This is a genomic window from Pseudomonas oplopanacis, assembly GCF_057128725.1.
In genome coordinates this window covers 194,338-213,810 of the sequence record NZ_JBSKHV010000012.1, presented here as the reverse complement: position 1 = coordinate 213,810, position 19,473 = coordinate 194,338, and the positions used below count along the sequence as shown (strand labels likewise).

At 59.9% G+C, this 19,473-nt stretch carries 21 protein-coding genes; 15 read left to right on the top strand and 6 right to left on the bottom strand.

Annotated features, from left to right (window positions below):
* On the bottom strand, positions 1 to 338 hold a 338-nt coding region (locus ACWKV5_RS22680; RefSeq protein ID WP_483843063.1), incomplete at its 3' end, for an aldehyde dehydrogenase family protein.
* A gap of 452 nt (positions 339 to 790) precedes the next feature.
* Here ACWKV5_RS22680 and ACWKV5_RS22675 point away from each other — a divergent pair.
* From ACWKV5_RS22675 to ACWKV5_RS22660, 4 genes are all read left to right on the top strand, one after another.
* Positions 791 to 2,704 (top strand): sigma-54-dependent Fis family transcriptional regulator, encoded by a 1,914-nt coding sequence (locus tag ACWKV5_RS22675; RefSeq protein WP_483843062.1) that lies wholly within the window; start codon positions 791 to 793, stop codon positions 2,702 to 2,704.
* A 188-nt stretch (positions 2,705 to 2,892) separates the two neighbouring features.
* Positions 2,893 to 4,242: a UDP-N-acetylmuramate:L-alanyl-gamma-D-glutamyl-meso-diaminopimelate ligase gene (gene mpl, locus ACWKV5_RS22670; RefSeq protein WP_123433408.1), complete on the top strand. Its 1,350-nt coding sequence runs from the start codon at positions 2,893 to 2,895 to the stop codon at positions 4,240 to 4,242.
* Positions 4,239 to 4,871 (top strand): flavin prenyltransferase UbiX, encoded by a 633-nt coding sequence (gene ubiX / locus ACWKV5_RS22665; protein ID WP_027924312.1) that lies wholly within the window; start codon positions 4,239 to 4,241, stop codon positions 4,869 to 4,871. The genes mpl and ubiX overlap by 4 nt, the downstream gene beginning before the upstream one ends.
* On the top strand, positions 4,864 to 5,148 hold the full coding sequence (locus ACWKV5_RS22660; RefSeq protein WP_483843061.1) for a YceK/YidQ family lipoprotein: 285 nt from the start codon (positions 4,864 to 4,866) through the stop codon (positions 5,146 to 5,148). The genes ubiX and ACWKV5_RS22660 overlap by 8 nt, the downstream gene beginning before the upstream one ends.
* Positions 5,149 to 5,265: 117 nt before the next feature.
* Here the strand turns inward: ACWKV5_RS22660 and ACWKV5_RS22655 are convergent, their stop codons facing one another.
* From ACWKV5_RS22655 to ACWKV5_RS22645, 3 genes are all read right to left on the bottom strand, one after another.
* Positions 5,266 to 5,907: an oxidoreductase gene (locus ACWKV5_RS22655; protein WP_123433410.1), complete on the bottom strand. Its 642-nt coding sequence runs from the start codon at positions 5,905 to 5,907 to the stop codon at positions 5,266 to 5,268.
* 27 nt (positions 5,908 to 5,934) lie between these two features.
* Positions 5,935 to 7,653, bottom strand: a complete 1,719-nt coding sequence (locus ACWKV5_RS22650; protein ID WP_483843060.1) for a C13 family peptidase — start codon at positions 7,651 to 7,653, stop codon at positions 5,935 to 5,937.
* Between the two features lie 101 nt (positions 7,654 to 7,754).
* Positions 7,755 to 8,210 carry a MaoC family dehydratase gene (locus ACWKV5_RS22645; RefSeq protein ID WP_483843059.1) on the bottom strand — a complete coding sequence of 152 codons (456 nt, stop codon included), beginning with the start codon at positions 8,208 to 8,210 and terminating at the stop codon, positions 7,755 to 7,757.
* A 195-nt stretch (positions 8,211 to 8,405) separates the two neighbouring features.
* Here ACWKV5_RS22645 and ACWKV5_RS22640 point away from each other — a divergent pair, with 195 nt between their 5' ends.
* From ACWKV5_RS22640 to ACWKV5_RS22620, 5 genes are all read left to right on the top strand, one after another.
* Entirely contained in the window at positions 8,406 to 8,768 is a 363-nt protein-coding gene (locus ACWKV5_RS22640; protein ID WP_483843058.1) for a CidA/LrgA family protein, read from the top strand.
* Positions 8,769 to 8,770: 2 nt separating this feature from the next.
* Positions 8,771 to 9,481, top strand: a complete 711-nt coding sequence (locus ACWKV5_RS22635; RefSeq protein ID WP_193560097.1) for an LrgB family protein — start codon at positions 8,771 to 8,773, stop codon at positions 9,479 to 9,481.
* Positions 9,482 to 9,491: 10 nt separating this feature from the next.
* Positions 9,492 to 10,082, top strand: a complete 591-nt coding sequence (locus ACWKV5_RS22630) for an LON peptidase substrate-binding domain-containing protein (RefSeq protein WP_483843057.1) — start codon at positions 9,492 to 9,494, stop codon at positions 10,080 to 10,082.
* Between the two features lie 114 nt (positions 10,083 to 10,196).
* A complete protein-coding gene (locus tag ACWKV5_RS22625; RefSeq protein ID WP_483843056.1) occupies positions 10,197 to 10,403 on the top strand; it encodes a hypothetical protein in 207 nt (68 codons plus the stop codon).
* Between the two features lie 104 nt (positions 10,404 to 10,507).
* Complete coding sequence (locus ACWKV5_RS22620) at positions 10,508 to 11,077, top strand: hypothetical protein (RefSeq protein ID WP_483843055.1); 570 nt, start codon at positions 10,508 to 10,510, stop codon at positions 11,075 to 11,077.
* A 49-nt stretch (positions 11,078 to 11,126) separates the two neighbouring features.
* Here the strand turns inward: ACWKV5_RS22620 and ACWKV5_RS22615 are convergent, their stop codons facing one another.
* Both ACWKV5_RS22615 and ACWKV5_RS22610 read right to left on the bottom strand, forming a co-directional pair.
* A complete protein-coding gene (locus tag ACWKV5_RS22615) occupies positions 11,127 to 12,443 on the bottom strand; it encodes a bifunctional DedA family/phosphatase PAP2 family protein (protein ID WP_483843054.1) in 1,317 nt (438 codons plus the stop codon).
* Positions 12,444 to 12,535: 92 nt separating this feature from the next.
* Positions 12,536 to 13,234: a DNA-3-methyladenine glycosylase gene (locus ACWKV5_RS22610; protein WP_483843053.1), complete on the bottom strand. Its 699-nt coding sequence runs from the start codon at positions 13,232 to 13,234 to the stop codon at positions 12,536 to 12,538.
* 177 nt (positions 13,235 to 13,411) lie between these two features.
* On the opposite strand from ACWKV5_RS22610, the gene ACWKV5_RS22605 reads away from it, so the two are divergent.
* From ACWKV5_RS22605 to rodA, 6 genes are all read left to right on the top strand, one after another.
* Positions 13,412 to 14,683 (top strand): glutamate-5-semialdehyde dehydrogenase, encoded by a 1,272-nt coding sequence (locus ACWKV5_RS22605; protein ID WP_483843052.1) that lies wholly within the window; start codon positions 13,412 to 13,414, stop codon positions 14,681 to 14,683.
* A 1-nt stretch (position 14,684) separates the two neighbouring features.
* A complete protein-coding gene (nadD, locus tag ACWKV5_RS22600; RefSeq protein WP_483843051.1) occupies positions 14,685 to 15,374 on the top strand; it encodes a nicotinate-nucleotide adenylyltransferase in 690 nt (229 codons plus the stop codon).
* Positions 15,375 to 15,445: 71 nt separating this feature from the next.
* Positions 15,446 to 15,940: a ribosome silencing factor gene (rsfS, locus tag ACWKV5_RS22595; RefSeq protein WP_123433420.1), complete on the top strand. Its 495-nt coding sequence runs from the start codon at positions 15,446 to 15,448 to the stop codon at positions 15,938 to 15,940.
* Between the two features lie 9 nt (positions 15,941 to 15,949).
* Positions 15,950 to 16,417 (top strand): 23S rRNA (pseudouridine(1915)-N(3))-methyltransferase RlmH, encoded by a 468-nt coding sequence (gene rlmH / locus ACWKV5_RS22590; RefSeq protein WP_007937439.1) that lies wholly within the window; start codon positions 15,950 to 15,952, stop codon positions 16,415 to 16,417.
* Positions 16,418 to 16,427: 10 nt separating this feature from the next.
* Entirely contained in the window at positions 16,428 to 18,323 is a 1,896-nt protein-coding gene (gene mrdA / locus ACWKV5_RS22585; protein ID WP_483843050.1) for a penicillin-binding protein 2, read from the top strand.
* Positions 18,324 to 18,354: 31 nt separating this feature from the next.
* Positions 18,355 to 19,458: a rod shape-determining protein RodA gene (gene rodA / locus ACWKV5_RS22580; protein WP_046028876.1), complete on the top strand. Its 1,104-nt coding sequence runs from the start codon at positions 18,355 to 18,357 to the stop codon at positions 19,456 to 19,458.
* The last annotated feature ends 15 nt before the right edge of the window (positions 19,459 to 19,473 follow it).

The window sequence follows — 19,473 nt, the reverse complement described above, 5'->3', positions numbered from 1 at the left end:
GTTTCGCGAACGGCTTTGCCGTTGTCCCAGGATTCGGTGATTGCCAGCAGTTCCAGGTTCTGCTCGATGCGGTCGGCGATTTTCAGCAGCACCAGCGAACGTGCCTGGGCGGACGTGGCGCCCCAGGCATCGGCGGCGGCGTGGGCAGCGTCCAGGGCCTTGTCGATGTCTTCGGCGGTGGAACGGGGGAATTCGGCAATCGGTTGGCCATTCACTGGCGAGGTATTGGTGAAGTACTGACCTTTGACAGGCGCGACGAACTCGCCGCCGATGTAGTTACCGTATTTGCTCTTGAACGAAACGATAGCGCCTTCAGTACCGGGGTGAGCGTAACGCATGATGATGTTCTCCTTGGCTTTGTACTTATTAGAGAAACGCGCAAGTGCGCTTGCTATAAGCGTAGAGCAAAGGTCGGGCCACTGCCTTGCAGGTCAGGCAAATCAAGGCCTTGCGTGATTTTTGTCGGACCGGCGGATGCGCGCTGTGACGCTTTCGGTACAGCCTCCGTGACACTTTGTACCGCTTGTGGCACAGGGTGTGACTGACGGGTCTTGCCAGCATTGCAATGCGTCGATGGCTGGAGGATGCTGGGCCTCAAATTGCCACACAGGGTAATCCTCTGTGGCGAGGAGCTTGCTCCCGCTGGGCTGCGAAGCAGCCCCAAAATGTCTGCCGGTCATGATTTTTGGCGAGCGCTTCGCACTCGAGCGGGAGCAAGCTCCCTCGCCACAAGGTGTGTGCCAACCTCTTGATGGGGGTTCAGCACAGTTATCGGGGAGAATAATAAGAAATGCACGACAACCATCTGAGTCGCCATGCCCGGCAGGTCCTGACCGTCACCCAGGGCAAATCGCACCTGCATGGCCCCGGCAGCGATCCCTCCATTGCCCGTTCCTGGCTGCGCTGTCTTGAGGACTATCACCTCGACCCGGCCCTGACCATCGCGCCCACGGTGCTGGAACACGGCCGTGTGCTGGAAAGCCGCGAACGCTTGCAGCAAGTGCTGCACATCGCCGGCAATGAAATGACCAGCCTCCATCAACAACTCTCCGGCGCCGGCCACGCGGTGCTGCTGACGGATGCTCGCGGCGTGATCCTCAATTGCGTCACCGCCCCTGCCGAACGGAAGATTTTCGAGCGCGCCGGCCTCTGGCTTGGCGCCGACTGGAGTGAAGCCTGCGAAGGCACCAACGGCATCGGCACCTGCCTGGTGGAGCGTCAGTCGCTGACCATCCATCAAGACGAACATTTTCGCGGTCGCCACACCGGCCTGACGTGCTCGGCGAGCCCGGTGTTTGACCCCCATGGCGAATTGCTGGCGGTGCTCGACGTGTCATCGGCGCGCCACGATGTCTCGCGCCAGAGTCAATTCCACACCATGGCCCTGGTCAATCTGTCGGCGAAGATGATCGAGAGCTGCTATTTCCTACGCTACTTCGACAATCAATGGCTGCTGCGTTTTCACTTGCAGGCCGAGTCTGTCGGGCTGTTCAGCGAAGGGCTGCTGGCGTTCGACGGGGAAGGGCGGATCTGTGCGGTCAATCAAAGTGCGCTAAACCTGCTCGGGCATATTCGCGGCGGCTTGCTGGGCAAACCGGTGGAAGCGTTTTTCGATTGCTCGCTGGATGAGTTGCTCGGTCGCGCCAGTGTGAACGCCAGCGCCAGTTGGCCGCTGCGCACCCGTGACGGTCGCAGCCTGTTTGCCGTTTTGCGCGGGCAGCCACGCAGTATTCCGGTGCCGGTGGTGCAAAGCCCGGCGATTACCGAACGTCCACGCCTGTCGGGCATCTGCATCGGTGATGCCGCACTGCAGGAAGATTTTCGTAAGTCGCTGCGGGTGTTCGAACGCGATGTCCCGCTGCTGATCAACGGCGAAACCGGTTCCGGCAAAGAGGCGTTCGCCAAAGCCGTGCACCACGCCAGTCAACGGGCGGAGAAAGCCTTCGTTGCCCTTAATTGCGCGGCCATTCCCGAAAGCCTGATCGAGAGTGAATTGTTCGGTTATCGCGGCGGCAGCTTCACCGGCGCGCGCAAGGAAGGCATGCGGGGCAAGTTGCAGCAGGCCGATGGCGGGACCCTGTTTCTCGACGAAATCGGCGACATGCCACTTGCCTTGCAAACTCGGCTGTTAAGGGTGTTGGAAGACCGACAGGTGGTGCCGATCGGCGGTGAACCGGAGGCGGTCAACGTGCGGATCATCAGCGCGACGCACCGTAATCTGTTGGATCGGGTGCAGGACGGCAGCTTCCGTGAGGATTTGTATTACCGGCTCAACGGGCTGGAAGTCGCGTTGCCGGCGTTGCGTGATCGCAGCGATAAATCCCAATTGCTTGATTTCTTGCTGGCGGAAGAGGCGGGCGGGGAAGCGGTACTGATCGACGGGCCGGCGCGGGAAGCCTTGTTGGGCTTTGCCTGGCCGGGCAACGTGCGGCAGTTGCGCAATGTGCTGCGCACATTGGCGGCGTTGTGTGACGGCGGGCGGATCGGGCTGGAGGATTTGCCGGCGATGATTCGTCAGGCGCGGCCGGCGGTTGCAGTGGCGGTCGAAGAACCGTCCGAGCATCCGTTGGACGATGCCGAGCGGCTGGCGTTGTTGAATGCACTGGAGCATACGCGTTGGCATATGACCCATACGGCTGAGCAGTTGGGTGTCAGTCGTAATACGCTTTATAGAAAGCTGCGTAAGCACGGTATCGAGCGCTAAACCGCGTCGCGGCCATTCGCGAGCAGGCTCGCTCCCACATTGGATCTTCAGCGGACACACATTATGCGAGCGCCGCTGAGTCCCTGTGGGAGCGAGCCTGCTCGCGAAGGCATCTTCAAATCCGAAACACAAGGTGCGATTTTCGCCTCCCTACGCTAACCTGCGGCCATGTTTTACGAGGTCGACTAATGCACATTCATATTCTGGGTATCTGCGGCACCTTCATGGGTTCGATGGCGGTTCTGGCCAAGGAACTCGGCCATCACGTGACCGGCTCCGATGCCAACGTCTATCCGCCGATGAGCACTCAGCTTGAGGCTCAGGGCATTCAGTTGACCCAAGGCTACGATCCTTCCCAGCTCGATCCGGCCCCGGACTTGGTGGTTATCGGCAATGCCATGTCGCGCGGCAACCCGGCCGTCGAATACGTGCTGAACAAAGGCCTGCCGTACGTTTCTGGCCCGCAGTGGCTGGCGGATCACGTGCTGCAAGGTCGCTGGGTGCTGGCTGTCGCCGGTACTCACGGCAAGACCACCACCAGCAGCATGCTGGCCTGGGTCCTGGAGCACGCGGGCATGAGCCCGGGCTTCCTGATCGGTGGTGTGCCGCAGAACTTCTCGGTGTCCGCTCGCTTGGGTGGGACGCCGTTCTTCGTGATCGAAGCCGACGAATATGACAGCGCCTTCTTCGATAAACGCTCCAAGTTCGTTCACTACCGCCCGCGCACGGCGATCCTGAACAACCTTGAGTTCGATCACGCGGACATCTTCCCCGATCTGCCAGCCATCGAGCGGCAATTCCACCATTTGGTGCGAACCATCCCAAGCGAAGGGCTGGTGATCCATCCGACCACCGAGCCGGCGTTGCAGCGTGTCATCGAAATGGGCTGCTGGACCCCGGTGCAGACCACCGGAGCGGGCGGACAATGGCAGGTCAAACTGCTGAGCGAAGACGGTTCGAAGTTTGAAGTGATGTTCGAAGGTGTCGCCCAGGGCGTGGTCGAGTGGGACATGACCGGTCAGCACAACGTGGCCAACGCCCTGGCTACATTGGCAGCTGCGCGTCATGTCGGCGTGGTGCCTTCCATGGGTATCGCCGCGTTGAGCGCCTTTAAAAGCGTGAAGCGCCGTATGGAAAAAGTCGCCGAAGTGCGCGGCATCACCATCTATGACGACTTTGCTCACCATCCGACTGCCATTGCGACGACCCTCGATGGCCTGCGCAAACACATCGGCGATGCGCCGTTGATCGCGATCATCGAGCCGCGCTCCAACTCCATGAAGCTTGGCGCGCACCGCGACGGCTTGCCGGAAAGCGTGGTCGATGCCGATCAGGTGATCTGGTACGCACCGGCCAACCTCGGCTGGGACCTGGCCGGCACTGCCGCGCTGTGCACCGTACCGTCGATTGTCAGCGATTCGCTGGAAGGCATCATCGAGCGTGTGAAAAGCCAGGCCCAGCCCGGCACCCACGTGGTGATCATGAGCAATGGCGGCTTCGGCGGCCTGCACGGCAAACTCGCCGAGGCGCTGCAATGAGCAGCGGCCCGGATCGCATCACACTGGCGATGACCGGCGCTTCCGGCGCCCAGTACGGTTTGCGCCTGCTCGATTGTCTGGTGCGTGAAGATCGCGAAGTGCACTTCCTGATTTCCAAGGCGGCACAACTGGTGATGGCCACCGAGACTGACGTCACGCTGCCGCCAAAACCGCAGATGATGCAGGCCTTCCTCACGGAATACACCGGCGCTGCGGCCGGGCAAATCAAGGTGTATGGCAAGGAAGACTGGATGTCGCCGGTGGCTTCGGGCTCCGGTGCACCGGCGGCGATGGTGGTGGTGCCGTGTTCCACGGGGACGCTGTCGGCCATCGCGACCGGTGCCTGCAACAACCTGATCGAACGCGCTGCCGATGTGACCTTGAAGGAGCGTCGCCAGTTGATTCTGGTGCCGCGTGAGGCGCCGTATTCAAGCATCCATCTGGAGCACATGCTCAAGCTGTCGAACATGGGCGTGACGATTTTGCCGGCCTCGCCGGGTTTCTATCATCAGCCACAAACCATCGATGACCTGATCGACTTTGTCGTAGCGCGGATTCTCAATCTGTTGAACATCCCGCAAGACATGCTGCCACGCTGGGGCGAACACCATTTGAGCAGCGATGAATAAGCTACTCACCCTCTTGTTGGTATTGCAACTGACCGGCTGCGCCACGGCGCGCACCCTTGATGCCTCCAAGCCCGGTGCACCGCTGGTGTATGCGGGGACGCGTCTGGATGTGTATGCCATGAATGGCGGGTGCTGTGCCAAGGACCACTTTGGCGCTGAGGCACCGAGTTACCCCGGCTTGGACCTGCCAGCCAGCGCATTGCTCGACACGCTGCTGTTGCCGTTGTCATTGCTGACGGTGATCGGGGTGAGTTTTCAGGCGACGGGTGGGTTGTAGCGTTCGACTCTGAATCTGGGTGAGCCCTTCGCGAGCAGGCTCGCTCCCACATTGGATTTGTAACAGTCCAGTGTGGGAGCGAGCCTGCTCGCGAAGGCGTCCTTTCAGGCGCCACAGTTACTTGCCGAGCTTGCGCAACTCATCCGACTCGACAATCCGCACCCCATCCTGCTCTTCCAACGCCAACCGCCACATCGCCCGGGCCAGTTGGCAGGCTTCGATGCCGTGGTATTTGCCCGGGATCAGGCGTGACAGCGGGCCGGCGACTTTCTCGCCCAGGCGAGGCTCGATGCGATCTCCCAGCAACAGAGAAGGGCGGCAAATGGTCAGTTGCGGCCAGTCCTGCGCGCGCAATGCGTGTTCCATCTCGCCTTTGACCCGGTTGTAGAAAATCGAGGATCTGCGATCAGCGCCCAGGGCACTGATCACGATCAGGTGGCGTGCGCCCATTTCCCGCGCACGTTTGGCAAACGCCACGACCATGTCCAGGTCCACCGCACGAAACGCTTCTTCGGAGCCTGCCTGTTTGATCGTGGTACCAAGGCAGCAGTAGGCGATATCGACACGACCGTTCAGCTGCGGCAGAAACACCGCCGGATCGCCAACCGGGTTTTCCAGGTGTGGGTGTTTGGCGAGTGGACGGCGTGAGGGGGCCAATACCCTTGAAATCGTAGGCTCGTTGAGCAGGCGATCAAGCAGATGTTCACCGGTCAACCCGGTAGCTCCGGCAAGCAATACATGCTGAGGCGTCAAGTACATAGTGTTTCCCCCTTGATACTGTTCAGCTTAGTTGCTCTTTGCATCCTTGCTGTCGATAGAGACACTTTGTAGCGCTTTTCGTGCCTGCTGCTTGCGTAACAACTGCCAGTGCGAGATGACCGTTTTCGGTGCCCAGAGCTGCGGTTCAGAGGCTTCGAAGCTGTCCGCCAGTTCGCGTTCGGCGACGGTGGCCTTGGCCAGTTTGAAGGCTTGCTCCAGGTCGTCGGTCTGGTTCAGCGCCTGGGCAAACAGCGCGTCGCCGAAGTAGGTGAAGTTGGCTTCCTCGGAGCAGCCGAAGGACACACGGTCCGCCCGCGAGGCCGTCATGATCAGGGTGCGTTCGTCTTTCAACGCCGGAATGAAACCGCCGGAATAGCAGGACGAAATCACGATGATCTTGTCGCGATTCTTCAACGGTGCCAGCACCGCGGCGAGTTCATCGGCCGGCAGATCGGACAGCTCCATGCGCGGCTGGTCGAGCACCAGTTCGTGTTCGGCGGTGCCGTGGCTGGTCAGGTAAATGAAGATCAGATCTTCCGGGCCGCTACGCTCGGCCAGTGTCAGCGCGGCGCGGCGCAGGTTTTCCCGGGTGGCCATCGGCCGGTCGACGAGGTGGTCGCGATGATTCACCAGGCGTATCTGCCCGAATGCACCGAAGCGGCTGCTGAGCATATTGCTGACGTAATCGGATTCGCGCAGGAACACGCTTTGTTTGCCGTCACCGCCGACGGTCAGGGTGTACAACTCGACGGCCGGCGTCGAGGCCGGCACGTTGAACAGGGCGTCGTCGAGCAAGCGGCCCTGGGCCAGCAAGCCAAGTTCCAGGCTGTCGGGCAGCAACTTGCCATCGGCGTCACGCACACGCTGGCCATTGTTCCACGTGCCGCTTTGCACGGTGCCGTCAGTCAGCACCAGGGTGCCGCGCCCCGAATAGCTGTCGCTGTCGAATTGCCCGATATAAAAGCTGCCATCGGGCAGGTTCAAACGGCCCTGGCCGGTGAAGCGCCAGTCGCTGAACTGGCCGATGTAGTGGCTGCCATCGGCACCGATCAACTCGCCCTTGCCGTTCAGCGAGCCTTCCTTGAACTGACCGAGCCAGACATCGCCGTCGGCATTTTCGTAGCGGCCCTTGCCGTGCAATTGATTGTTCTTGAAGCCGCCCACATAGATGTCGCCGTCGGCGCTGTTGAAGGTCCCGTTGCCTTCCAGTTGCCCATCGACGAAATGCCCGGTGAACTGATTGCCGCTGGCGTCGCCGCGCTGGCCTTCACCGTTGGGTTTGCCATGGGCGAACTGGCCCTGGTACGAGCTGCCGTCGTCGAGTTCGAGATGACCGAGCCCTGAATATTGATCGGCCTTGAATTCGCCGCGATAGGTCATGCCGTTTTCTTTGAGCGTGCCCTCGCCCTCGCGCCGACCGAGTTTGAAACCGCCGGTGTAACTGCTGCCTTGTGTGGTCAGCGTGCCCTGGCCGTCGAACAGGCCCTGGTTGAAATTCCCGCGATAGATCTCGCCGTTGCTGCCATGCCATTCGCCCTGGCCATGCCATTGGCCCTTATCGAACTCGCCGGCGTACCAGCTGCCGTTCGGGTAGTCGATGCGGCCCTGGCCTTGCAGCAAGCCATTGACCAGATCACCGCGATAGCGCCCGCCATCCGGCAAGCGGGCATCGGGGGGCAGCGGCGATTCGCCGTTACCGCAAGCGGTGAGCAACAGGGTCAAGGCAAGGAGTGCAAGTGAGCGCATAGCGGGATCCGGGCAATTAGGCGACCGAGTATGCCGCAGCTATGTGTCGTATATATAGAGAGGGTCGCGAAACAGCGTGAGCTGCTTCGCATCCGGGAGGATTACACGAAGCAGAGGGACAGTGACTCAGCGATATAGGCCGGTTTCTCCGAGCCTTCTATCTCAAGGGTGCAGGTGGCCTTGAGCAGCCATTGACCGGGTTTTTTTTCGGTGGCGTCGCTGAGTTCGACCTTGAGACGCACTCTCGAATTGACCTTGACCGGTTGAATGAAACGCACGCTGTCGAGACCGTAGTTGACCACCATCTTCACGCCTTCGGGGAGGATGAGGATGTCTTCCATCAGTTTCGGGATCAGTGACAGCGACAGGAATCCATGGGCGATGGTGCTGCCAAATGGCGTTTGCGCGGCTTTGACCGGGTCGACATGAATGAACTGATAATCACCTGTGGCTTCTGCGAACAGGTTGATGCGTTCCTGATCGATGGTGAGCCATTCGGAACGTCCGAGTTCCTTGCCGACATAATCTTTGAGCTCTGCAACGGGAACATAGGGCATTGAGACTCTCCTTGGGTTTCATCGGATTTATAGTTTTTCGGGTGGGGGGATTTGACCTCCCTGTGAACCACTTTAGATCAACATGGCAAATGGCTCCGGTCAACTGTCCATGCTTTTGGCGAATGCCGATCCATAGCGCTGACGTGCTTATAATGCTCGGCCCCTGCTTTGTGGGGCGAGTGCGGGAGATGCCGGATGTTGTTACGTGGCCTGACCTGGCTGGTGCTGTTCCAATTGCTGGGCACAGCCATCAACCACTTGTTTTTACCGGTGCTGCCGGGGCCGATTATCGGTTTGCTGTTGTTGCTGGTGTACCTGATTTCACGCGGACAAGTCGGCGAGCCGTTGAGCCTGGCGGCCAGCAGTCTGCTGCGTTATTTGCCGTTGCTGCTGGTGCCGCCGGCCGTGGGCGTGATGGTGTACTTCAAGGACATTGCCGCTGACTTCTGGGCCATCGTCGGCGCCTTGGTGTTGTCGCTGGTGCTTTCCATGGCTTTCGCCGGGGTACTGATGCAGCGCATGGTCAAACCCCACGCCCCTCGCGGAGATGACCAATGATCCTGGATTGGCACGGCGCGCTCGACTCGGTGATTCATCATCCGTTGTTTGGCATCGGCATCACGTTGGGCGCTTATCAGTTGGTGTTGGCCGCTTTCGAGAAAACCCGCTGGATCTTCCTGCAACCGGTGCTGGTCTCGATGCTGGTGGTGATCGGTGTTCTGGTGACCTGCGGCCTGACGTACGCCGAGTACCGCAAGAGCACCGAGATCCTCAGCATCTTGCTCGGGCCTGCGACGGTGGCGCTGGCGGTGCCGCTGTACCTCAATCTGCGGCGGATTCGGCAGTTGTTCTGGCCGATATTTACTACGCTGGTGATAGGTGGCGTGGTCGCCACGGGCATGGGCGTGTTGCTGGGCTGGTGGTTCGGTGCCGAGCATATGATCCTGATGACCATGGCACCCAAGTCGGTGACGTCTCCGATTGCCATGCTGGTAGCCGAGCAGATCGGCGGTGTCGCGGCGCTGGCCGCGGTGTTCGTGTTGATCACCGGCGTGATCGGTGCGATCTTCGGCCCGAGCCTGTTGACCCGTCTCGGTGTCCACAGTCCCGAGGCGCGCGGCATGGCGCTGGGCATGACCGCCCATGCGGTCGGCACTTCGGTGGCCTTGCAGGAAAGTGAAGAGTGCGGCGCCTTTGCGGCGCTGGCGATGAGTCTGATGGGCGTGGCCACGGCGGTGTTCCTGCCGTTGGCGGTGTCGATGGTGGTGTAAGGAAATGTCTATGAGCTTGCCGCTTTTCCCGCTGAACACAGTGCTCTTTCCTGGCTGCATCCTCGACTTGCAGATCTTCGAGGCGCGCTACCTGGACATGATCAGCCGCTGCATGAAACAGGGTGGCGGCTTTGGCGTGGTGTGCATCCTCGATGGCGAGGAAGTCGGCATTGCGCCGGCGGGTTATGCGCTGGTGGGTTGCGAAGCGCTGATCACCGATTTCAAGCAACAGGACAACGGCCTGCTGGGGATTCGGGTGCAGGGCGGGCGGCGGTTTCATGTCTTGCACACCGAGGTTCAGCGCGATCAACTGACCCTTGCGGAAGTCGAATGGCTGGAAGATGAGCCTGAACAACCGCTGCAGGATGAAGACGCGGATCTGGTGGCGCTGCTCAAGGCGTTGGCAGAGCACCCGATGGTCGAGGCCTTGAACATGGGGACCGAAGCAACCGGGCAGCAGTCACTGGCCAATCAGCTCGCTTATCTACTGCCGTTTGCCGAAGTGGACAAGATCGACCTGCTGCAACTCGATGATCCGCAACAGCGACTGGATGCAATTCAGGCGCTGCTGGATGAGTTGCAGGGTGAGTTGTTTGCTTAGTTGCACTTTGTATTAACTTGGTTCGTTTGCCATCATTGTTTTGATTTTGTCTTTGTCTTAATTTCAAATTGCCCGCAAAGAGTGGGTGAACTGATTAATAATAAGGATGAGGTTATGACTATTTATGAGGACGAATGGGCATTTTGGGATGATATTGCGGGTAAGTATATTCTGAAACATGCGGCGGTCGATCATAACGTTGATAAGGTGATAGATGCCGCTGGCGTTTATGCTGATTTGATGGTGCTTGCGCGCCGTAAGCGCAAGCGTTTAAAGCCTTTGCTGAAGGAAGTGCCAGTGGCCGCCATGCCTCAGGTTTAGCAGGTTTTCTATATTTCGTTATTCTTTTTGTTGGCGGTGCTCCCACTTTGTTAGTGGGTGGTAAATAGTGTCGAATCTAATAAGGTTAAGGGGTTTATAGGGTCATGGAAGAAAATAAAACATTTACAGCTAATCTTTACGTTAATGGGTTGCCGTTGGTCCTGAATCAGCAGCGCCTGAAGACAAGGCTCAGTGATCCGCGAATTACCAGGCGCGAACAATTGGATGTTGAGGTCGCCCTGGCTGACAGGGGCGCTTCGAGTATTATCACGCTCGCCGATCATGAAGGTGACTCTCCATTGTTGTTCAAGTTTGTTCCGCACGGTGACAATTATGCTGTCACTGTCGTTTTGCGAGGGACTTATGAAGGATGGCGCTTGAAAATAGAGGCCGATACTCACCATGTGTCTGTAAGTGACAAGGCGGAGTCTGACTTTTTTTCAATCAGTAAACACGGTGCGCCTAAAGCCGGGTTTGCGGATCTTGTCCCAGGGCCCTCTTATGTTTACATCGTGAGTGAGGTGAATGGGCGAGCGTTATATCGCGCCGAGGATGGCGGGAAGATAATCTTCAAAAATATAGATCCTAACCGTACAGGGCATGATGCCTTTAACAACAAGCCTGCCACCTTTGCACTCAAGGTTGTTCAGGCGTCCGCCGCTGTAGAGGCGTGAACTCGCGCCATTCATTCGTGCAATGAATGGCGCGTTTCATCGTTATCAATCAATACGCGTACCGCAACATCGCATGCGGCAAATGCCGCAACGCAAAGAACGCAAACAAAGCCACCAACGCCGGCAGTACCAGCCACCAGACTTTAGGCGGCATGGCGTTTAACGGCGCCTGACGCTGGCTCACCCACAAGCTCGCTGCGCACACGCACGCAGCCAGCATCGCGCCGGCCAGTACATCCGTCGGCCAATGCGCGCCCAGGTACACCCGTGACAGGGCAATCGCCAGCGCAGGTATACAACCGACGAGCAGCCAGGTCAGGCGCATCCGTGGTGGTTGTCCGCGACCGGCCAGTACGGCGAGGGTCAGGAATAGCGCAAAAGAGCCTGAGGCATGACCGCTGGGCATGCTGTAGCTGGTCAGCGGATCACTCAGCACTTCCGGGCGCAGGCGGGCGAAGAAATGCTTGGTCACGGTGTTGCCCAGTGCCGTGAACAGCAGGGCACTGCAGGCAAAGATCGCTTGTCGCCATTGCCGGGTGATCAGCAGAAGTGCGACCAGCAACGCACTGAACACCAGCATGTTGCGGAACTCGCCGATCAGCGTGAACAGCACTGCCACTTCATCAAGCATCGGGCTGCGATGTTCCTGTACCAGGGTCATGACGCCCTGATCGAGCGCGGTCAGGTGTGGATAACCGATAAACAGTCCCAGCAGAATCAGCAAGCTCATCCCGGCAATCAGCATCGTCGCCTTGCGATGACGGCGCATGCTGCTGGTAATGCTCAGGCCAACCATGGCCGCAATGGCGCCAGCAACGACGCCCGCCTCGGGCCAGAAACCTTCCGGCAACGGCAACCGAATCGCGGCGCCCGTGGCCCAGCCGGGCAGCAGGTACGCCACACTCCAGCCAGCGGCAGCCAACAGACTGACAGCGAAAAATCGCGGGAAGGGCATGTCGAACATACCGGCGACCATCGGCAGCATCGGCCGCAGGGGGCCGATGAAACGCCCGACCAGCAGGCTGGCGATACCATAGCGCTGGAAATACGCCTCGGCTCCGGCAATCCATTCCGGATGATGGCGCAACCCCGGCAGGCGCCGGATGTTTTGATGGAAGTGTCGACCGATGAAGTAGGACACGACATCGCCCAATACGCCGGCGAGGAACCCCAACAGCAGCGTTTCGCTCAACGACAACGCGCCACTGCCGGCCAGAACCGCCACGGCGAACAGCAACACCGTGCCGGGCACAATCAATCCGGCAATCGCCAGGCATTCCACAAAGGCCACGATGAACACCGCTGCCGCCAGCCATTGCGGGTTGACCGTCAACCAACCGGTCACGCTATCGAGCCATGGGCCCATAAAAACAACTCCATCAAATGTTCATTGGTCCCATGGGGGGACGAACGCAATATTCAAAACACTACAGCTCCCACAGGGGGGGATACCCATCTTCAAGGCAGCAGAAAATAATCGCGACCTTCGACCTGCCCTCGTCGCAGCGGGTTCCGCGTGCAATACGGCGCATAAGCCGCATCGACGAAGCGGTACATCAAGTGTTCATCGCGCCCATGGGGGATGCCCAGGCGCGTGGTTTGAATGACGTGGGCAGGCGCCGGGCCGATATCCTCAACCAGCAACACCTCATGATCGAAACGCTTGGCATCCCAGACCGGCACCTTCAAGCCCAGCGCCTTGCACAGCAATGTCTGACCGGCACACAGCTTTTGCGAAGGACGAGGGCGGCCTTGGGCGTCGGGATTGTTCAATAACATCTGCGCCAGGCTCGCCGGCCCGCTCAATTCATCGACCCACGGATAGGCGGATTTGATCAGTACCGCATTGCCGGGGCCTTGAGCGCTGAAGTTCAGGGAGTCGCCGCCGCGGGCGTAATACATATAGATGTGCCCGCCATCCAGAAACAAAGCCTTACGCTTTTCTGTGTAGCCGAGGGAGGCGTGGCTGCCTTTTTCTTCGAAGTAATAGGCTTCGGTTTCGATAATCCGGGCGCTGAGCCACAGGTCGCCGACCCGGTGACGGATGACTTTGCCGAGTAAATCCCGGGCCAGCGTTTGTGCGTCGCGGTCGAAAAACGCATCCGGGAGCCCCGTGGGCAGGCTCGCAGCGGACGCTCGAACAGTCAGGTTGGACATGATGAACGGCGTTTATCAGGGCTGATTGAGCGGTGATGATAACAATTTGCAGCTTAATCCCGGCTGAACGTCGGCAAATTGCCCTCGATTTCGACCATCCGCCCGTCACCGCTGTTAGTCAGGAGACGCGACAGCTATAATCTGCCGCTTTCCTCTTTACCAAGACCACAGCAGACAATGACTGAGTCCGTTCTTGACTACATGACCCGCCTGGGTCGCGCTGCCCGCGAAGCCTCTCGCGTCATCGGTTGTGCCAGCACCGCGCAGAAAAACCGCGCCTTGCAGGCTGCTGCCAATGCGCTGGACGCTGCACGCGCCGAGCTGACGGCGGCCAACGAACTGGATTTGGCCGCGGGTCGCGCCAATGGTCTTGAAGCTGCCTTGCTGGAACGTCTGGCGCTGACCCCGGAACGCATCGACGGCATGATCGTCGGCTTGCGCCAGGTGGCCGCATTGCCGGACCCGGTCGGCGCGATTCGCGACATGAGTTTCCGCCCGTCGGGTATTCAGGTGGGCAAGATGCGCGTGCCGTTGGGCGTGATCGGGATTATCTACGAATCCCGGCCGAACGTGACCATCGACGCCGCCAGCCTGTGCCTGAAGTCCGGCAACGCGACGATCCTGCGTGGCGGTTCCGAAGCCATTCATTCCAACCGTGCCATTGCCGCCTGCATCCAGCGCGGCCTGGCCGAAGCCGAATTGCCGGCCGCCGTGGTGCAAGTGGTCGAAACCACCGACCGTGCCGCCGTAGGCGCGCTGATCACCATGCCCGAATACGTCGACGTCATTGTGCCCCGTGGCGGCCGTGGCCTGATCGAACGCGTCAGCCGTGATGCGCGCGTGCCGGTGATCAAGCACCTGGACGGCATCTGCCACGTTTACGTGAGCGAGCACGCCGACCTGGCGAAAGCCCAGCGCATCGCGTTCAACGCCAAGACGTATCGTTATGGCATCTGCGGCGCGATGGAAACGCTGCTGGTGGATCAAACCGTTGCCAGGGATTTCCTGCCGTCGATGGCTGCCCAGTTCCGCGAAAAAGGCGTTGAGCTACGTGGTTGCGAACGCACGCGGGTAATCATCGATGCGGTGGTGGCCACAGAAGAAGACTGGACCACCGAATACCTGGCGCCGATTCTGTCGATCCGCGTGGTCGACGGGCTGGACCAGGCCATCGAACATATCAATAAGCACGGCTCCCATCACACTGACTCGATCGTCAGCGAAAACCTCGCCGACACGCGGCGTTTCGTCGCGCAAGTCGATTCATCGTCGGTGATGATCAATACCCCGACGTGCTTCGCCGATGGCTTCGAATACGGATTGGGTGCCGAGATTGGCATTTCTACTGATAAGCTGCACGCCCGCGGCCCGGTGGGCCTCGAAGGTCTGACCTGCGAGAAGTACATCGTGGTCGGTGATGGCCAGTTGCGCGGCCAGGCGTCGGTCTGACTTGGGCGACTTCAACCCGACAGCCCCAGCCACCGCAGACGAGCCTGAACCTCGGCGCATCGGCATGCTGGGCGGCACGTTCGACCCGGTGCACATCGGCCATCTGCGTGGTGCGCTGGAAGTCGCCGAGTCGTTGGCGCTCGATGAGTTGCGCCTGACACCCAGTGCCAGGCCGCCGCACCGCGGTACGCCGCAGGTCTCGGCCAAAGACCGTCTGGCGATGGTCGAGTGCGCGGTGGCCGGTGTGGCACCGTTAGTGGTGGATGCCCGCGAATTGCAGCGGGACAAACCGTCCTACACTATCGATACCCTGGAACTGATGCGTGCCGAACTGGCCGTCCAGACCCAGGTTTTTCTACTTTTGGGCTGGGACGCATTTTGCGGCCTGCCCACTTGGCACCGCTGGGAAGAGTTGCTCCAGCATTGCCACATCCTGGTGCTGCAACGCCCGGATGCCGACAGCGAACCGCCGGATGCCTTGCGCAACCTGCTGGCAGCGCGCTCGGTGAGCGACCCGCTGGCCCTCAAAGGGCCGAGCGGACAGATTGCATTCGTCTGGCAGACACCGCTCGCGGTATCCGCCACCCAGATCCGTCAACTGCTGGCCAGCGGTAAGTCGGTACGTTACCTGGTGCCCGACGCGGTCCTGGCCTACATCGATGCGCACGGACTTTACCGTGCGTCGAACTGAAAAGAGGCGCGCTTCAAGCACGTGATCACGTGTATCGAAGCCCCCGAACATACGAGCAAAACGAGTTTTATATGACTGACAAAGACGTAGCTAAAGTAAAGCGCAAAGGCACATTCAAAAGCGCTCCACTGCCAGTAGAGGCTCCAACCGGGCCGGAGCTGCGCGGTGAAGAACTGGTCAAGGTTGCCGTAGCCGCCCTGGAAGACGTCAAGGCCCAGGACATTCAGGTCATCGACGTTCGTGAAAAGCAGAGCATCACTGACTTCATGATCATCGCTACCGGTACTTCCAATCGCCAGATCGGCGCGATGCTGGACAAGGTTCGCGAAGCCGTCAAAGCCCAGGGCGTCAAGCCATTGGGTGAAGAAGGCAAGGGCGACAGCGACTGGGTCCTGCTGGACATGGACGACGTCATCGTTCACATGATGACCGCCTCCGCTCGCCAGTTCTACGACCTGGAACGTCTGTGGTCCGGCGCTGAACAGAGCCGTGCGCTGAACGCGGCTCACCACAGCCCGGAAAACACCCACGAGCATTTCATCAAGCTCAACAAAGACCAGCAATAAGGGCCCGCTGTGCGACTGCGACTGATCGCCGTCGGTTCACGGATGCCCAAGTGGGTGGAAGAAGGCTGGCATGAATATGCCAAGCGTCTTCCGTCCGAGCTGGCGCTGGAACTGGTGGAAATACCGCTCAACACCCGTGGCAAGAACGCCGACGTGGCGCGCTTCATCCGTCAGGAAGGCGAAGCCATGCTGGCCAAGGTCGGGCCGAATGAGCGTGTTGTCACCCTCGAAGTCCACGGCAAACCCTGGAGCACTGAGCAGCTGGCGGTCGAACTCGATCGCTGGCGCCTGGACTCGCGCACGGTGAATTTCATGGTCGGCGGCCCCGAAGGGCTGGCGCCGGAAGTCTGTGCCCGAGCCGATCAGCGCTGGTCATTGTCGCCGTTGACGTTGCCGCACCCGCTGGTGCGAATCCTGATCGGCGAACAGCTGTATCGTGCCTGGACAGTCTTGTCCGGCCACCCTTACCACAAGTAGTTCTGCCCCCATGTCTCAGCCGATCCGTATCAAGGACCACGAAAAAGACGCCCGTCTGGTGCGTGGCCGTGTCGTGTTCGGTGCCATTGCGGTCGTGACGCTTATTAGTGTGCTGATCGCGCGGTTGTATTTCCTCCAGGTCATCCAGTACGAGTACCACTCGACGCTGTCGGAAAACAACCGCGTCCATGTGCAGCCGATTCCACCACCCCGTGGGTTGATTTACGACCGCAACGGTGTGGTTATCGCCGACAACCGGCCCAGCTTCAGCCTGAGCATGACCCGCGAACGTTCCGGCGATTGGCAGCAAGTGCTCGACGTAATTGTCCAGGTGCTTGAGCTGACGCCCGAGGATCGGGTGATATTCGAGAAACGCATGCGTCAGGGGCGTCGGCCGTTCGAGCCGGTGCCGATCATGTTCGAATTGACCGAAGAGCAGATCGCGCGAATTGCCGTAAACCAGTTCCGCCTGCCGGGGGTGGAAGTGGTCGCGCAGCTGGTTCGTCACTATCCGCAGGGCGCGCACTTTGCGCATTCGGTCGGGTACATGGGGCGGATCAACGAGAAAGAGCTCAAGACGCTGGATCCGGTGAGTTACAGCGGCACCCATCAAATTGGCAAAACCGGCATCGAGCGCTTCTACGAGCCGGAGTTGCACGGTCAGGTCGGTTACGAAGAGGTCGAGACCAATGCTCGGGGCCGCGTGTTGCGGGTGCTCAAGCGTACCGATCCGATTCCCGGCAAGGACATCGTCCTGAGCCTGGACATCAAATTGCAGGAAGCCGCTGAAACGGCACTCGGCGGTCGTCGTGGCGCTGTGGTGGCACTGGACCCAAAAACCGGCGAAGTACTGGCGATGGTCAGTCAGCCGAGTTTCGACCCGAACCTGTTCGTGACGGGCATCAGCTTCAAGGCCTATTCCGAACTGCGTGATTCCATCGACCGGCCGCTGTTCAACCGCGTGCTGCGCGGTTTGTACCCGCCAGGTTCGACGATCAAACCGGCGGTGGCGATTGCCGGTCTGGATTCCGGCGTAGTCACGGCTTCGACCCGCGTGTTCGACCCTGGTTACTACATGCTGCCCAACTACGATCACAAGTACCGTAACTGGAACCGTACCGGCGACGGCTACGTGGATCTGGACACGGCGATCATGCGGTCCAACGACACCTACTTCTATGATCTGGCGCACAAGCTGGGGATCGATCGGTTGTCGTCGTACCTGGGCAAGTTCGGCATTGGCCAGAAGGTCTCGCTGGACATGTTTGAAGAATCGCCGGGCCTGATGCCGTCCCGCGAATGGAAGCGTGCGACCCGTCGCCAGGCCTGGTTCCCGGGTGAAACCCTGATTCTCGGGATCGGCCAGGGCTACATGCAGTCCACGCCGCTGCAACTGGCCCAGGCCACGGCGCTGGTGGCCAACAAAGGGGTGTGGAACCGTCCGCACCTGGCCAAGACCGTCGAGGGCGAGAGGCCCAAGGATGAAAACCCGATGCCGGACATCGTCCTGCGCGATCCGTCGGACTGGACCAAGGTCAACCACGGCATGCAGCAGGTGATGCACGGCGCTCGCGGTACTGCGCGCAAGGCAGCGATTGGCGCGCAATACCGGATCGCCGGTAAAAGTGGTACGGCTCAGGTTGTCGCGATCAAGCAGGGCGAGAAGTACGACCGTTCCAAGGTTCAGGAGCGTCACCGCGACCACGCCTTGTTTGTCGGCTTCGCGCCGGCCGACAACCCGCAAATCGTGGTGTCGGTGATGGTCGAGAACGGCGAGTCCGGTTCCGGCGTCGCCGCGCCAGTGGTGCGTCAAGTCATGGACGCCTGGCTCCTGGACCAGGACGGACGTCTGAAAGCCGAGTACGCCAGCCCTATCAGCGCAGAGGCTACAGCCCGTGATGAATAATTTTGATCGCATGCTCTCCAGCGAGGATGTGATGCGTCGTCGTGCCACGCTGTTGCAGCGCCTGCACATCGATGGCCCGTTGTTGATTCTGCTGCTGACCCTCGCGGCCGGCAGCCTGTTCGTGCTGTATTCGGCCAGCGGCAAAAGCTGGGACCTGCTGGCCAAGCAAGCGACTTCGTTTGGCATCGGCCTGGTGTCGATGATCGTCATTGCGCAGTTCGAACCGCGATTCATGGCGCGTTGGGTGCCGGTTGGTTATGTGCTCGGCGTGCTGTTGCTGGTGGTGGTGGACGTCATGGGCCACAACGCCATGGGCGCCACACGCTGGATCAACATCCCCGGGGTGATTCGCTTCCAGCCTTCGGAGTTCATGAAGATCCTGATGCCGGCGACCATCGCCTGGTACCTGTCCAAGCGCACCTTGCCGCCGCAGCTCAAGCACGTGGCGGTCAGTCTGTTCCTGATCGGCTTGCCGTTCATCCTGATCGTGCGTCAGCCGGACCTGGGGACATCGCTGCTGATCCTGGCCGGTGGTGCGTTTGTACTGTTTATGGGTGGCTTGAAATGGCGCTGGATCATCAGTGTGCTGGCGGCTGCCGTTCCGGTGGCTGTGGCGATGTGGTTCTTCATCATGCACGACTACCAGAAGCAGCGAATCCTGACGTTCCTCGACCCGGAGAGTGATCCGTTGGGGACTGGCTGGAACATCATTCAGTCGAAAGCCGCCATCGGTTCCGGCGGTGTGTTCGGCAAGGGCTGGCTACTGGGCACCCAGTCGCACCTGGACTTCCTGCCGGAAAGCCACACCGACTTCATTATTGCGGTGATGGGCGAAGAGTTTGGCCTGGTGGGCATTTGCGCGTTGCTGCTGATCTACTTGCTGTTGATCGGTCGGGGGCTGGTGATTACCGCCCAGGCCCAGACTTTGTTCGGCAAATTGCTCGCAGGCAGCCTGACGATGACGTTTTTTGTTTACGTTTTCGTCAACATCGGTATGGTCAGTGGCCTGTTGCCGGTCGTGGGGGTGCCGTTGCCGTTCATTAGCTACGGAGGAACTTCGCTGGTAACGCTGCTGTCAGCGTTTGGGGTTTTGATGTCGATCCATACCCATCGTAAGTGGATCGCACAAGTTTGAATAAGGTGAAGATTT

Bases quoted from the DNA above. Each gene is read 5' to 3' on its own strand.
- ACWKV5_RS22625 (WP_483843056.1), top strand. From the start codon at position 10,197: ATGACTATTTATGAGGACGAATGGGCATTTTGGGATGATATTGCGGGT.
- ACWKV5_RS22640 (WP_483843058.1), top strand. From the start codon at position 8,406: ATGTTGTTACGTGGCCTGACCTGGCTGGTGCTGTTCCAATTGCTGGGC.
- ACWKV5_RS22615 (WP_483843054.1), bottom strand. From the start codon at position 12,443: ATGGGCCCATGGCTCGATAGCGTGACCGGTTGGTTGACGGTCAACCCG.
- ACWKV5_RS22605 (WP_483843052.1), top strand. From the start codon at position 13,412: ATGACTGAGTCCGTTCTTGACTACATGACCCGCCTGGGTCGCGCTGCC.
- rsfS (WP_123433420.1), top strand. From the start codon at position 15,446: ATGACTGACAAAGACGTAGCTAAAGTAAAGCGCAAAGGCACATTCAAA.
- mpl (WP_123433408.1), top strand. From the start codon at position 2,893: ATGCACATTCATATTCTGGGTATCTGCGGCACCTTCATGGGTTCGATG.
- ACWKV5_RS22660 (WP_483843061.1), top strand. From the start codon at position 4,864: ATGAATAAGCTACTCACCCTCTTGTTGGTATTGCAACTGACCGGCTGC.
- ubiX (WP_027924312.1), top strand. From the start codon at position 4,239: ATGAGCAGCGGCCCGGATCGCATCACACTGGCGATGACCGGCGCTTCC.
- rodA (WP_046028876.1), top strand. From the start codon at position 18,355: ATGCGTCGTCGTGCCACGCTGTTGCAGCGCCTGCACATCGATGGCCCG.
- ACWKV5_RS22655 (WP_123433410.1), bottom strand. From the start codon at position 5,907: ATGTACTTGACGCCTCAGCATGTATTGCTTGCCGGAGCTACCGGGTTG.
- mrdA (WP_483843050.1), top strand. From the start codon at position 16,428: ATGTCTCAGCCGATCCGTATCAAGGACCACGAAAAAGACGCCCGTCTG.
- ACWKV5_RS22620 (WP_483843055.1), top strand. From the start codon at position 10,508: ATGGAAGAAAATAAAACATTTACAGCTAATCTTTACGTTAATGGGTTG.
- ACWKV5_RS22630 (WP_483843057.1), top strand. From the start codon at position 9,492: ATGAGCTTGCCGCTTTTCCCGCTGAACACAGTGCTCTTTCCTGGCTGC.
- ACWKV5_RS22650 (WP_483843060.1), bottom strand. From the start codon at position 7,653: ATGCGCTCACTTGCACTCCTTGCCTTGACCCTGTTGCTCACCGCTTGC.
- ACWKV5_RS22610 (WP_483843053.1), bottom strand. From the start codon at position 13,234: ATGTCCAACCTGACTGTTCGAGCGTCCGCTGCGAGCCTGCCCACGGGG.
- ACWKV5_RS22675 (WP_483843062.1), top strand. From the start codon at position 791: ATGCACGACAACCATCTGAGTCGCCATGCCCGGCAGGTCCTGACCGTC.
- ACWKV5_RS22645 (WP_483843059.1), bottom strand. From the start codon at position 8,210: ATGCCCTATGTTCCCGTTGCAGAGCTCAAAGATTATGTCGGCAAGGAA.